15 protein-coding genes are annotated in these 13,019 nt (G+C 27.1%); 10 read left to right on the top strand and 5 right to left on the bottom strand.

What is annotated here, in order from left to right; all coding sequences use genetic code 11:
* Nucleotides 1–34 precede the first annotated feature (34 nt).
* From speA to ACH5BK_RS03150, 5 genes are read right to left on the bottom strand one after another with little or no spacing between them, the layout of a single operon-like run.
* The gene (speA, locus tag ACH5BK_RS03170; RefSeq protein ID WP_404304660.1) at nucleotides 35–1,834 is read right to left on the bottom strand and encodes a biosynthetic arginine decarboxylase; all 1,800 of its coding nucleotides are present in this window, start codon (nucleotides 1,832–1,834) and stop codon (nucleotides 35–37) included.
* Nucleotides 1,834–3,069 carry a histidine--tRNA ligase gene (hisS, locus tag ACH5BK_RS03165; protein WP_404304355.1) on the bottom strand — a complete coding sequence of 412 codons (1,236 nt, stop codon included), beginning with the start codon at nucleotides 3,067–3,069 and terminating at the stop codon, nucleotides 1,834–1,836. Before hisS ends, speA begins: the two co-directional genes overlap by 1 nt.
* Nucleotides 3,059–3,628 (bottom strand): dTMP kinase, encoded by a 570-nt coding sequence (tmk, locus tag ACH5BK_RS03160; protein WP_404304354.1) that lies wholly within the window; start codon nucleotides 3,626–3,628, stop codon nucleotides 3,059–3,061. Before tmk ends, hisS begins: the two co-directional genes overlap by 11 nt.
* On the bottom strand, nucleotides 3,619–4,107 hold the full coding sequence (gene coaD, locus ACH5BK_RS03155) for a pantetheine-phosphate adenylyltransferase (RefSeq protein ID WP_404304353.1): 489 nt from the start codon (nucleotides 4,105–4,107) through the stop codon (nucleotides 3,619–3,621). Before coaD ends, tmk begins: the two co-directional genes overlap by 10 nt.
* Before the next feature lie 2 nt (nucleotides 4,108–4,109).
* Nucleotides 4,110–4,664, bottom strand: a complete 555-nt coding sequence (locus ACH5BK_RS03150) for a UbiX family flavin prenyltransferase (protein ID WP_404304352.1) — start codon at nucleotides 4,662–4,664, stop codon at nucleotides 4,110–4,112.
* A 222-nt stretch (nucleotides 4,665–4,886) separates the two neighbouring features.
* Between ACH5BK_RS03150 and ACH5BK_RS03145 the strand changes: the two genes are divergently transcribed.
* The 10 genes from ACH5BK_RS03145 (at nucleotide 4,887) to ACH5BK_RS03100 (ending at nucleotide 13,018) form a co-directional block, all read left to right on the top strand.
* Nucleotides 4,887–5,528: a recombinase family protein gene (locus ACH5BK_RS03145; RefSeq protein ID WP_404304351.1), complete on the top strand. Its 642-nt coding sequence runs from the start codon at nucleotides 4,887–4,889 to the stop codon at nucleotides 5,526–5,528.
* Nucleotides 5,529–5,881: 353 nt separating this feature from the next.
* On the top strand, nucleotides 5,882–6,511 hold the full coding sequence (locus ACH5BK_RS03140; RefSeq protein WP_404304350.1) for a hypothetical protein: 630 nt from the start codon (nucleotides 5,882–5,884) through the stop codon (nucleotides 6,509–6,511).
* 23 nt (nucleotides 6,512–6,534) lie between these two features.
* Entirely contained in the window at nucleotides 6,535–7,206 is a 672-nt protein-coding gene (locus ACH5BK_RS03135) for a response regulator transcription factor (RefSeq protein ID WP_404304349.1), read from the top strand.
* A complete protein-coding gene (locus tag ACH5BK_RS03130; protein ID WP_404304348.1) occupies nucleotides 7,203–8,399 on the top strand; it encodes an ArsS family sensor histidine kinase in 1,197 nt (398 codons plus the stop codon). Before ACH5BK_RS03135 ends, ACH5BK_RS03130 begins: the two co-directional genes overlap by 4 nt.
* Nucleotides 8,400–8,473: 74 nt before the next feature.
* Entirely contained in the window at nucleotides 8,474–8,923 is a 450-nt protein-coding gene (gene rplI / locus ACH5BK_RS03125; protein WP_404304347.1) for a 50S ribosomal protein L9, read from the top strand.
* Complete coding sequence (gene hslV / locus ACH5BK_RS03120) at nucleotides 8,924–9,460, top strand: ATP-dependent protease subunit HslV (RefSeq protein WP_404304346.1); 537 nt, start codon at nucleotides 8,924–8,926, stop codon at nucleotides 9,458–9,460.
* A 6-nt stretch (nucleotides 9,461–9,466) separates the two neighbouring features.
* Nucleotides 9,467–10,795: an ATP-dependent protease ATPase subunit HslU gene (gene hslU / locus ACH5BK_RS03115; protein WP_404304345.1), complete on the top strand. Its 1,329-nt coding sequence runs from the start codon at nucleotides 9,467–9,469 to the stop codon at nucleotides 10,793–10,795.
* Nucleotides 10,796–10,860: 65 nt separating this feature from the next.
* Entirely contained in the window at nucleotides 10,861–11,166 is a 306-nt protein-coding gene (locus ACH5BK_RS03110; protein WP_404304344.1) for a hypothetical protein, read from the top strand.
* A 12-nt stretch (nucleotides 11,167–11,178) separates the two neighbouring features.
* Nucleotides 11,179–11,967 carry a TatD family hydrolase gene (locus ACH5BK_RS03105; protein ID WP_404304658.1) on the top strand — a complete coding sequence of 263 codons (789 nt, stop codon included), beginning with the start codon at nucleotides 11,179–11,181 and terminating at the stop codon, nucleotides 11,965–11,967.
* A 115-nt stretch (nucleotides 11,968–12,082) separates the two neighbouring features.
* A complete protein-coding gene (locus tag ACH5BK_RS03100) occupies nucleotides 12,083–13,018 on the top strand; it encodes a septal ring lytic transglycosylase RlpA family protein (RefSeq protein ID WP_404304343.1) in 936 nt (311 codons plus the stop codon).
* Nucleotide 13,019 lies beyond the last annotated feature (1 nt).

Here is a 13,019-nt window from a genome sequence, read left to right as displayed (position 1 = left end):
ATTTGTTCATGTATGTTTTTTTCTTCACTCATTATTAACTCCAAGTTGTCTTTAAATAACTATTTTCATTTAGATATTTTTTTAATATTTGATATGTATTAATATCTAAATTTTCTTTTAATTTATCTTTTATCTCTCTGGTATCATAATCAATATCTTCAAGTATATCAATAATTTTTTGTGATTCGATTATCTTTTCAAGTTTTACTTCATCATCTTCAAAAACAATATTTACTTCTGTTGGTTGAGAAAATAAATTATGTTTCATTCCTAAAGTATCTTGATATGCACCTACATTAAAAAAACCTAAAAAATACTCTTCTTTACTAAGATTTACATCATGTAAATATAAAGGTCTTTGAGAGTCAAAAGGAAGTTCTCCATCACTATCACAAGTGATATCCCATAAACTAGCACTTCTTGTTGGTTTTTTATCAAGATGAGTTAAAGGCATTACTGGAAACTCTTGATTTATTCCCCAATAATCAGGAAGAGACTGGAACATTGAAAAGTTTAAAAGGTATTTTTCTTGAATATTTTCATCAAGTTTTTTTAGATCTTCATAATCTTCAACTTCAAGTAAAGCAATAGCTTTTTTTATAATTTGATGAGTTAGAATCTCTGCATTTGATCTATCTTGTAAATCTATATAACCTAAATCAAATAAAGTTAAAAGTGATTCCAAGTGATCCATTGCATCATGCATATATTCATAAGCTGTTCTTTTAATCATATCTGTATATAAAGCATTTAACTCAGCAATTAAAGGTGGATTTGTTTCTTTTAAATTTAAGTGTTTTAAATCATATTCAGAAGAAAAAAGTTCAAGAACAGGAGTAATTAAAATAGTAGAAGCAGCTGAAATAAATCTTCCAGATTCTGTAAAAATATTTGGTTCTTCAACGTTTTTTTGTTTAGCAATATCTTTTAAAGTAAAAATTACATCACTAGCAAACTCTCTTAAAGAATAATATCTTGTTCTTTCATAAGATGAATACTCTACAGCTAAGCCTCCACCAATATTTATATTATTTAGGTTTTTAGCTCCTAAGTTTTTAAGCTCTGCATAAATATGACCTGATTCTCTTAAAGCTTTTTTCAAAGGCTTAATAGAGTTCATAGCTGAACCAATATGAAAATGTATCATAGTTAGATATTCTAGTATATTGTTTTCTTCAAGTAGTTCATAAGCTTCAATAATTTCAGTTGATGATAAACCAAATTTTGAGTTTATTCCTCCACTTTTAGCCCAAAGACCACTACCTCCACTATGAAGTCTAACTCTTAAACCTATGTTTGGACAAGGAAGGTTTGTTTCTTTTTGAACTTGAATAATAGTTTCAAGTTCATTTAATCCCTCAATTATAACAGTGATATTATGACCCTTGCTTTTTGCGATAAAAGCTAAGTGAATCATTTCTTTATCTTTAAAACCATTTACTGTAATAGGGGAGTTTGTATTATTGTAAGTCATTGCTATAACTAACTCTGCTTTACTTCCAGCTTCTAATCCATAATTAAACTGTTCACCATTTTTTATTAAAGGGTGTATAAAGTTTGGTAGTTGATTTACTTTTAATGGAAAAACAGCATTAAAACTACCTTTATAATCATACTCTTTAATACTTTTATTAAATGTATTATAAAGAGTAGTTATTTGCTTTTTTGTAATGTGTGGAAATCTTAAAAGCAAAGGACCTTTGAAGTCCTCTTCTCTAATTTGTTTTACAAGTGAAATTAAAGATGGTCTACAGTTGTAATTTACTTTTGCTAAACCATCTTCAATTATGAAGTTATCATCACTCCAAATATCAATACCATAATTATTCAATATTAAAAATCCTCTTGTTTGATAGTACTTTCTTCTCTTTTTTCTATGTTTTTAACAAAAACTGTACCTTCATTTAATTCTTTTTCACCAATTAAAGCAACAATATTTGCACCTTGTTTTTCTGCTAATTTAAAGTGTTTCCCAAATCCTCTTGGTGTATATTCAACAAAAGTTTTTGTAGTTTTTCTTTTTTGAATAGCAAGTTTAATAGCTGTATTTAATGAAGCTTCATCTAAAGCACCAATATAAACTACATCTTCTTTTTCTTCTTTCATTTTAACAAGTTCTAGTAGTCTTTCAATTCCAATAGCAAAACCAACCCCAGGAGTTGGTCTTCCACCCAAGAACTCTACAAGTCTGTCATATCTTCCCCCACCTGCTATTGCACTTTGAGCTCCAATTTCATCACTTACAAACTCAAAAGCAGTTTTAGAGTAGTAATCTAAGCCTCTAACCAAGTTAGTATCTATCTCATATTCTACACCATTGAAATCTAAAATTTCTTTTAATTTTTCAAAATCAGTATCACAAGACTCACATAAATTATGAGTAATTTTTGGAGCATTTACTAGTTTTTCTTGACAAGACTCTACCTTACAGTCTAAAACTCTAATAGGATTAGTTTCAATTCTTTTTTGACAATCTTCACAAAGTTCATCTTTAAATGAATTTAAGTGCTCAACTAGTTTTTCTTTATATTGAGGCATACAATTATGATCACCAAGAGAATTTAATTGAAGTTTAAAACCAATACCAAAGAAATCTAAAATATCTTTTAACATCATAATAATATTTGCATCTTCAATAACAGAATCAACACCAAATACTTCACAACCAAATTGGTGAAACTCTCTTAGTCTTCCTTTTTGAGGTCTTTCATATCTAAACATAGGCCCATAGTAATACCATCTTTGTACTCCACCAGCTCTATCAAGCTTTTTTTCTACAAAGTGTCTTACTACACCAGCCGTTCCCTCAGGTCTCATACAAACATTGTTTTCACCTTTATCAACAAAGTTATACATCTCTTTGTTTACAATATCAGAACTTTCACCAACTGATCTTTTAAATAGTGCAGTCTCTTCTAAAATAGGAGTTTCTATATATGAAAAACCATATTTTTTTGCAATCGCACAAGCATTATCTACAAAATATGTAAAAAGTTTGCTCTCATCATTTACGATATCTTTCATTCCTCTAAGACTTTGAATAGTTTTATTATTTTGCTTATTTGCCATTTAAAAAATCCTCTATTTGTTTTTCTATTTCTTCTATACTTAAACTTGCATCAATAAACTTGTGATTGATACCTAGTTTTTTTATTGTTTCTTTCATTCTATTTTGAATGTTTAATAAATAGTTTATTCCTCTAAGCTCAATGGCATCATTTTGCTTCTGAGATAATCTATGTTTTAATTCATGGGGTGTTAACTCAAGTAAAATTGCATGAGTTGGTAAAGTATTATTAGTTGCTAATAAATTCAATTCAATCATTTTATCAAGTTCAAAAATAGAAGCATAAGCAATTCCTGAAATCATAGATCTATCAGAAATCACTATATTGTCTTTGTTTTTTACAACGACTTCTTCAATATGTTCAGCTCTATCTGCCAAAAATAAAAACATTTCAGCAATATTTGATTTTGCTTCACCATTTAGTGCCATAGTTCTAAGTTTTTGGCCAATTTGTGTTCCACCTGGCTCTTTTGTAAAAATTGCCTCTTTATATTTTTGTTCTAATAATGCAAGTTGTGTTGATTTACCTGCTGTATCTATTCCTTCTATTACTACATACATTCTAATACTTCTTTTGGTACAAGATGTTGAAACTTACCATTAAACCTAATGATTTCTCTTACAATTGTTGATGAAACAAAAGCATTTTCTAAAGTAGGCATTAGATATAAAGTTTCAATTTTATTGTTAATTGATGAGTTTGCATATCCCATTTGAAGTTCATATTCAAAATCAGATACTGCTCTTAAACCTCTAATAATTGTATTAACTTTTAGTTGTGTTGCAAACTCTACAAGCAAGGTATCAAAACCTTCAACTCTAACATTTTTCAAATGTGCTGTTGCAGCATGAGTAAATTTAACTCTATCTTCATGGGAGAACATAGGACCTTTTCTTTCACTTTTAGCAACTGCAATAATTACTTCATCAAAAATATATGAAGCTCTTCTTATGATATCTAAATGGCCATTTGTAATAGGATCAAAAGTTCCACTATAAATAGCCTTTTTATATGTTGTATTATCTTGTGTTTCAGACATTTTTATTCCCATCTTTTAAATAAATTATGTTCTATTTTTAATAAATCAAACCATTTTCCAATTAGAAAATTTTCCATATCACTTAAGCTTTTTTGTTCTGAATAGTAGCCTAAAACAGGAGGTGCAATAGTTACACCAATTTTTGAAAGTTTTAACATGTTTTCTAAAGCTATTGGATTAAAAGGCATTTCTCTTGGACATAAAATAATTTCTCTTTTTTCTTTTAGCATAACTGTAAAGGCTCGTGTAATCAAAGAATCAGAAATTCCAACAGAGCATTTTGCTAAAGTATTCATAGAACAAGGCAGTATAATCATCTTATCAACTTGAAAAGAACCAGATGCAATTGGTGCTGCTATATTTGAATCTTCAAAAATAGTTATGTTATCTCTTTGTTCAAGCTCTTTTTTTAAAGATTGTCCTGTTTCTAGTTTTAGTGCAGTTTTTGCACTCTTTGAAACTACTAAAAAAACTTCAATATTTTCTGGGATTTTTTTAATAAAGTTTAACCCAAGATTAGACCCACTAGCCCCAGATATAGCAACTGTAATTTTCAAATGAAACCTTTCTGTTGTTTATAAAGTAAAAAAATAATATCAAAAAAAAGCTTTGAATTCAAACAAAGAAATTAAATAACAAAAAGCACTTGTTTATAATAATCTTTTAAGTAAAAATTAAGAATTTATATAATAACATTTTGTATAAATTTTAAATATCTATATATTAACATAGTGTTTTTATATTAATTTAAATAATATACTTATTGTAAAGGTTTAAATATGTCTAAGAATTTCACATACATAAGAATTAATAAAAATAATGAAAAATATACAGAGGCTCAAAAAGATAGTTTAGATGCATACATCAAAAAGAATAAAATTGATGTTTATAAATGTATTGAAATAGAGATAAATAGTTCTGCTGATGAAAAAAATATTCTTGATCTTTTGAAAAATTGTGAGAGAAACTCTACAATCATAGTTGCTGATTTAAATGTTTTTGGACGTACTGTTGAAAATATTTTAGAGATTGTGAAATTCTTACTTTCTAATAAAATAAGAATACTTGTATCAAATCAAAATTTAGATTTAGTAGATGATAAAGATATGCTAACTCAAATGATTTTAGGTGTTATTTCGATGACAGTTAATTTAGAAAAAGAACTTATGAGCCTTAGAACAAAAGAAGCTTTAAGTGCAAAAAAATTAAGTGGAGTTAGTCTAGGGAAACCAAAAGGTACTATTCAAAAATCTAAATTTGATAAGCAAAGAGATAAAATAGAAGAACTTTTAGCTGTAGGTTTATCAGTTCGAAAAATAGCAAAACTACTAGGATACAATAATCATATTGGCTTAAATAATTATGTTAAAAAAAGAAAGATAAGAGAAAATTTGCCAAACACCCTTGATATTGCTAGTTAAAAACAAATATCAAGGGTTTAAAAGATTTACTTTAAAGTAAATCTTTTCTCTCAATAAAGATAAATAAACAACTCCATAAATCATAATAAATCCCTAAATTAAGCACTTCTATGATAAATAAAGATAATAAAAATAGTATAATAAGAGTTATACAATTGAAAATAATATGTATCTTTTGTATGGCAAAAAATAAAGTAATGTAAAGTTTTAAAGATATTAAAAGTTTATATTTTGGAAAAATTGTATAAGTTTTATTTATGAAAAATCAATGTTTACTTTCATTTACTTTCTATTAAATCTTTATTTAATGAACTTAGTTAAGATTTAGTTATAATAAATAAAAGGATTAAAAAATGATTGATTCATTATCTGCTTTAGGTTCATATAGTTACACTTCACAATCAACTAATAAGAATACTTCTGAGTCTTTGTCTTTAGAACAACAAGAAACTATTCAAAATATTTTATCAAATTATGATTCTTCTAATCTTACAAATGCTGATGCTTCTGATATTGTAAATGCATTTAAAGAAGCAAATATACAACCTTCAAAAAGTTTTGAAAATACTTTAGATAGTTTAGGGTTTGATGCAAAACAAATAGGTGACCTAGCTGGTGTTACTCCACATGGACAAGGTGGAATGCCACCTCCACCACCACCTCCAAAAGAAAGCGAAGATGAAATAAGTGATATTTTAGCTGAACTTTTATATGGTGATGACGACGATGACTCTTCTAATACAAATAGCTTAAATGCTTATAATAGTAACAATAGTACAACATTTAATAGTCTTTTAGATTATACAAGTAGAATTTTAAATTTAAATGATGAAGCAAAGGACCAAGTAATGGATTTATTTGAAAACTATAAACCTGATAATACAAATTTATCATCAAATGATGTTAGTAATATTGTAAAAAATTCTTTACAAAATATTTTAAGTAATGAAGACAACTACAACAAAACTTCATTTTATGCCTAAACTAAATAAGAAAGATTAATTTGATGATTAAAATTCTTATGATTGAAGATGATCCTGAATTTTCAATATTCTTAGGAGAATATCTGTCAAAATATAATATGGATATTACAAATTTTGAAGATCCATATTTAGGCTTGTCTTCTAATATAAATTCTTACGATATATTGATATTAGATTTAACTCTTCCTGGTATGGATGGACTAGATGTCTGTAAAAAAATATCAGAAAACTTTGATATTCCTATTATAATATCAAGTGCAAGATCAGATATCACAGATAAGGTGTTAGGTCTTCAAATAGGGGCAGATTATTATTTGCCTAAACCTTATGATCCTAAAGAAATGTATGCGGTAATACAAAGTTTATTAAGACGAAAAAAGAAAAATATAAATAAATCAAACTTTGACGAATGTACTACTTTTAATTGGGATAAAAGTAAACAAAAAATAGTTTTTAAAAAAGAAGAGTTGACTTTAACACAAGCTGAATATGAGGTTTTAATAATACTTTTAGAAAATAAGAACTCTATAGTTTCACGAGAACAAATAGTAAATGCAACGGTTAGTTTAAGTGACAGTTATAGTAAAAGTTTAGATGTAATTATAGGTAGATTAAGAGTTAAATTAAAAGATGATTCTAAAAATACAAAATATATACATTCAATTCGTGGACTTGGATATAAGTTAACCCAATGATTTTCAATTCTTTAAAAACAAACATAACTATAGGGTTTTTTATTGCTTTTATACTCTTTTTAGCTGCATTTATTCCTTTTTTGAAATTTCAACAAGATTCAATTTCTAAAGATATACAAAAAAAGTACAGTGATATTTCTAATTATGCTCATTTTTATAGACTAAATCCTTTTGATTTGGAAAAATATGTTTTAAGTTTAAATTTTAAAAAAGTCAATGATGTAAGAAGAGTTTTAGATGGTAAGAAAACAGCTTTTTCTACAGCAGGATATGAAAGTTTTAGGTTTGATGATAAATTATATTTTCATATTAGAACACCACATTTTAGAATCTTATTTGAAGATGTAAATAAATATGAAAAAAAACTATATCCTTATGTAATATTTTTACTTGTTTTTTTCTTATTAGTATTTATTTATATTTGGATTTTAAAAGCTTTAAAACCTTTATCAACTTTAAAAAAACACATTAGTGAATTTTCTAATAATCAAATAGAGGTTTCTTGTAAAATTAATGGGAAAGATGAAATAGCACAAGTAGCAAATGAGTTTGATAAAACTGCTAAAAAAGTTTCACTACTTTTAAATTCAAGACAACTTTTTTTAAGAACAATAATGCATGAGTTGAAAACTCCCATTGCTAAAGGAAGAATTGTTAGTGAATTAATTGATGATGAAAAACAAAAAAATAGAATGGTTATTATTTTTGAAAATTTAGATTCTTTAATAAATGATTTCTCAAGAATAGAAAAGATTATTTCAAAGAGTTATAAAATAAATACTAAAGAATATACTTTACTTGAAGTTTTTGATAAGTCTTTTAAGTTTTTAATGCTTGATAAAAATGACAACAAAGTATTATTAGACATAAACGACAAGCATAAAGTTAAAGTTGATATAGATTTAATGGCAATGGTTTTTAAAAACTTAATTGATAATGCTTTGAAATATTCAAGTGATAGAAAAATAAAAATTCAATTAGATAGAAATTCAATTTTATTTATTTCTAATGGGAATAAATTAGAAAAAAATCTTGATGAATATTTTAAACCTTTTCATAATAGTACAGAGAATAAAAATCATGGAATGGGTTTAGGTTTATATATAGTTAAATCTATTTTAGATTTACACAAAATGAAATTTTCTTATAACTTTTCAAATAATAAAAATATTTTTGAAATAACTTTCAATTAAATTTAAACTATCTTTCATAGTTACTTCATGGAATTTATAGTAAAATAATTGCTATTTATTTATATGGAGATAATATGAAAGTTTTATTAATTAAAGATGTAAAAGGTTTAGGAAAAACTGGAGAAGTAAAAGAAGTAAAAGATGGTTACGGTAAAAACTTTCTAGTTGGAAAAGGTTTAGCAAAACATGCAACTCCTGAGGTACTAAACAGATATAAAGCAGAACAAAGAAAAAAAGCTGAAATAGAAGCACAAGAGATTAAAACAGCAAATGAATTAGCTGAGAAATTAAATTCTACAAAATTAACAATTAAACATAAAATAGGTGCAAATGGACATTTAATTGGTTCAGTAACAAATAAAGAAGTTGCAGAAGCTTTAAAATCAGAGTTTGATATTGAAATTGATAAGAAAAACATCTCATTAAAAACTAAAATTAAAGCTGCTGGAATTTTTGAGGCAGATTGTAAGTTAGGTCATGGAATTCATGCAACATTAAAAGTAGATGTTATTGGAGTTGAATAGATGTTTGACGCTACTACGATACTAGCATATAAAGGTAAAAATAAAGCAGTAATTGGAGGTGATGGTCAAGTTACTTTCGGAAATGCTGTTTTAAAAGGTAATGCTACTAAAATTAGAAAACTATATGATGGTAAAATTCTTTCTGGTTTTGCTGGAAGTACTGCAGATGCTTTTAATCTTTATGATATGTTTGAAACTCACTTAGAAAATACAAAAGGTGATTTACTAAAAGCTGTTATTGGTTTTTCTAAAGAGTGGAGAAAAGATAAAGTTCTAAGAAGATTAGAGGCTATGATGATTGTATTAAATAAAGAACATATTTTTATACTTTCAGGAAATGGTGATGTTGTTGAACCAGAAGATGGAGCAATTGCTTCTATTGGTTCAGGTGGAAACTTCGCAATTTCTGCTGCACGTGCACTTGCTAAACATGCTGATATGGATGAAGAAGATTTAGTTAGAGAGTCTTTAATGATAGCAGGTGAATTATGTATTTATACAAATCAGAATATTAAATTATTAAAAATAGAGGACTAATAAAATATGGATTTAACACCAAAGCAAATTGTTGCATATTTAGATGATTATGTAATTGGTCAAAAAGATGCTAAAAAAACTATTGCCTTAGCTTTAAGAAACAGATATAGAAGAATGAGAGTAGAACCAACTCTTCAAGAAGAAATTATGCCTAAGAATATTCTTATGATAGGAAGTACAGGTGTAGGTAAAACAGAAATTGCTAGAAGACTTGCTAAAATGATGGGATTACCATTTGTAAAAGTGGAAGCTTCAAAATATACAGAAGTAGGTTTTGTAGGAAGAGATGTTGAATCTATGGTTAGAGATTTAGTTTATGAGTCAATAAATATCGTAACTAAAGAGTTTGAAGAGAAAATTAAAGATAAAATTGAAGATGAAGTAAACAAAAAGATTATTGAGAAGCTTGTTCCTCCTCTTCCTGAAAGTGCTACAGAGAGTGCAAAAGAGTCATTTATCAAAACATATAATTTAATGGAATCAAAGCTTTTAAAAGGTGATCTTGATGAAAAGAAAATTGAAATAGAAGTTCCTAAAAAAAGCCATGTAGAAATTATTGATTCTGGTATGCCAATGGATATGAGTTCTATGCAAGAAAGCCTTAATAAAATGCTAGGTGGACTTAATAAAGAAAAAATCAAAAAAGAAGTTACTATAAAAGATGCAAAAATTCTTTTAAAAGGTGAAGCAAGTGAGTCACTACTTGATCAAGAAGCTATTAAAATTGAAGCTATAAAGAGAGCTGAATCAGGTGGTATTATTTTCTTAGATGAAATTGATAAAATCGCTTCTGGTAAATCAAATCAAAACCAAGATCCTTCAAAAGAGGGTGTGCAAAGAGATTTATTACCAATTGTTGAGGGAAGTAGTGTTCAAACTAAATTTGGTCAAATTAAAACTGATCATATTTTATTTATAGCTGCTGGAGCATTCCATGTATCAAAACCAAGTGATTTATTACCAGAGTTACAAGGAAGATTCCCTTTAAGAGTTGAATTAGAATCATTAGATGAAGAAGCACTTTATAAGATTCTTACAAATACTAAGAACTCATTACTTAGACAATATAAAGCATTATTAGAAGTTGAAGGTGTTGAGTTAGAGTTTGATGATGAATCAATTAGAGCCTTTGCTAAATATTCTGAAACTGCAAATGAAAAAACAGAAGATATTGGTGCAAGAAGACTTCATACAGTTATTGAGAAAGTAATTGAAGATATCTCTTTTAATGCAGATGAAAAACAAGGTGAAAAAGTAACTGTAACAAAAGAATTAGTAGAAGAAAAACTTGATAAGATTGTTGATGATGAGGATATTGCGAGATATATTCTTTAATATTTAAAAAATTAATAATTTTTTAGTTAGAATAAAGAATAATTGATTTTTTTGGGAGAAATAATATGAAAATAGTTACATTTTGTGAAGTAGAAGAGTCTTTATTTGGTGATAATCATGAGGTTGAGCACTTTCATAGTGGTTCATCAGGTGAAGCCCAAATTGTTGTGTTAGATATTAATTCTATTTTTGAGTTTGAAGAAAATAAGTCTAAAGTTTGTGCTGATAAATTTGTATCAATAGCTGTTGTTGAAGATGATGGAGATTATGATGCTTTTAAAAATTTTGGTATTGACGCATGGATAAAAGTAGAAGATATTTCTCAAATTAAAAATCTTATAAATTTAGTAGAAAAAAGATTTTTATCATAAAAAGGATTTAATATTATACTTGACACACACTGTCATTTAGACAATGAAAAATTTTATGAAGATGTTCATGAAGTAATACAAAATGCACTATCTCATGGAGTTAAAGGTTTTTTAATTCCAGGTGCAGATTTTAAAGATTTACCGCAGGCAGTAAAATTAGCAGAGCAATATGATGAAGTATATTTTTCTGTGGGTATTCATCCTTATGATGTAGAACAGTATGATGAAGAAGTATTAGAACAATATATAAAACATCCAAAATGTATTGCTGTTGGTGAGTGTGGATTGGATTATTTTAGACTCCCTGAAAATGAAGAAGAAAAAATAGCATATAAAAAAAAGCAAAAAGAGGTTTTTATTTCGCAAATACAATTTGCTAAAAAAGTAAATAAACCTCTTATTGTTCATATAAGAGATGCTTCAAATGATTCAAGACAAATTTTAGAAGAGTATCAAGCCAAAGAAGTTGGAGGTGTTCTTCATTGTTATAATGCAAGTGAACATCTTATTCCTTTAGCTAATCATGGTTTTTATTTTGGAATAGGTGGGGTTTTAACTTTTAAAAATGCTAAAAAATTAGTTGAAGTACTTCCTAAAATTCCTAAAAATAAATTAATTATTGAAACAGATGCTCCATACTTAACACCACATCCTCATAGAGGAAAAAGAAATGAACCTTACTATACGGTTTTTGTTGCAGATAAAATGGCAGAACTTTTAGATATGTCAAGAGTACAAATAGAAGAACTTACTACAACTAATGCAATAAGATTATTTAAAGAGTTTTCTAGTATATCTTAGATATAATGTTTACTATTTAAACAATAGTAAACTCTTTAAGTAAGATAAATATTCATCTTATGCATAAACTTTAATAAAATTTTATAAAGAGTCTTAATAAAACATAGGAGAAGACTTGAGTTTTCTTAATAAAACAATAAAGTATAGTATAAACACTAGTTTAGTTATAAGTGCAGTGATATTTACTGGATGTTCTTCAAAACAAAGCTCTTATTCTGGTGGTGGATATAGCAGCCAAGCAGATATTAGTACAGTATATAAGCCAACTACAAATACAAAAATTAGAAATTCTAAAGCAATGCATAGGGCAACTCTTAGACCATACAGTGTATTTGGTGTAAGATATTATCCAAAAGTAGAAAAAGTAGGACAACAGTTAAGAGGTATTGCTTCTTGGTATGGGCCTAAATTTCATGCTAAAAAAACTTCAAATGGTGAAATTTACAATATGTATGCAATGACAGCAGCACATAAAACATTACCAATGAATACCATGGTTAGAGTTGATAACTTAGAAAATGGGAAAAGTGCAATTGTAAGAGTTAATGACAGAGGTCCTTTTGTAGCAGGAAGAATTATTGATTTATCAAATAAAGCAGCTCATGCAATTGGAATGGTAAGAAAAGGTACAGCACAAGTAAAAGTAACAGTATTGGGTTATAATGGAGAACTTCAAAATCACAATGCACCAATAAAAGAGTCTGTATTTACAAATGTAGCAAAAAAACAAGAAGAAAAAATAGGTATACCAATCGTAAAAAATCAACCAGTTATAGAAAAAATAGAACCTATGCAAATTGAAGAGAAAACTATTGCGAATGTAGGAAAGTATAATATTCAAGTGGGAGCTTTTGGTAGATTAGAAGGTGCTATGCAGACTAAAGCAAAATACGAAGCATTAACTAATGGAAACTATAATGTAAAAGTAAAAAAAATTCTTTCAGGTAGTAAATATTTACACAAAGTTTTTATTACTGGATTTGATTCATATAATCATGCACAACTATTTAAAGATTCAAATAGTTTAAACGGTTTGATATTAGAAAATTAAG

The organism is Arcobacter sp. YIC-80 (assembly GCF_044841725.1).
Lineage (GTDB): Bacteria > Campylobacterota > Campylobacteria > Campylobacterales > Arcobacteraceae > Arcobacter_B.
Note: the sequence above shows the minus strand (reverse complement) of the source record. Positions and strands in the feature narration are given on the sequence as shown.

Coding starts and splice junctions, on each gene's coding strand:
- hisS (WP_404304355.1), bottom strand. CDS start 3,069: ATGGCAAATAAGCAAAATAATAAAACTATTCAAAGTCTTAGAGGAATG.
- tmk (WP_404304354.1), bottom strand. CDS start 3,628: ATGTATGTAGTAATAGAAGGAATAGATACAGCAGGTAAATCAACACAA.
- coaD (WP_404304353.1), bottom strand. CDS start 4,107: ATGTCTGAAACACAAGATAATACAACATATAAAAAGGCTATTTATAGT.
- ACH5BK_RS03145 (WP_404304351.1), top strand. CDS start 4,887: ATGTCTAAGAATTTCACATACATAAGAATTAATAAAAATAATGAAAAA.
- ACH5BK_RS03140 (WP_404304350.1), top strand. CDS start 5,882: ATGATTGATTCATTATCTGCTTTAGGTTCATATAGTTACACTTCACAA.
- ACH5BK_RS03135 (WP_404304349.1), top strand. CDS start 6,535: ATGATTAAAATTCTTATGATTGAAGATGATCCTGAATTTTCAATATTC.
- ACH5BK_RS03130 (WP_404304348.1), top strand. CDS start 7,203: ATGATTTTCAATTCTTTAAAAACAAACATAACTATAGGGTTTTTTATT.
- rplI (WP_404304347.1), top strand. CDS start 8,474: ATGAAAGTTTTATTAATTAAAGATGTAAAAGGTTTAGGAAAAACTGGA.
- hslV (WP_404304346.1), top strand. CDS start 8,924: ATGTTTGACGCTACTACGATACTAGCATATAAAGGTAAAAATAAAGCA.
- hslU (WP_404304345.1), top strand. CDS start 9,467: ATGGATTTAACACCAAAGCAAATTGTTGCATATTTAGATGATTATGTA.
- ACH5BK_RS03110 (WP_404304344.1), top strand. CDS start 10,861: ATGAAAATAGTTACATTTTGTGAAGTAGAAGAGTCTTTATTTGGTGAT.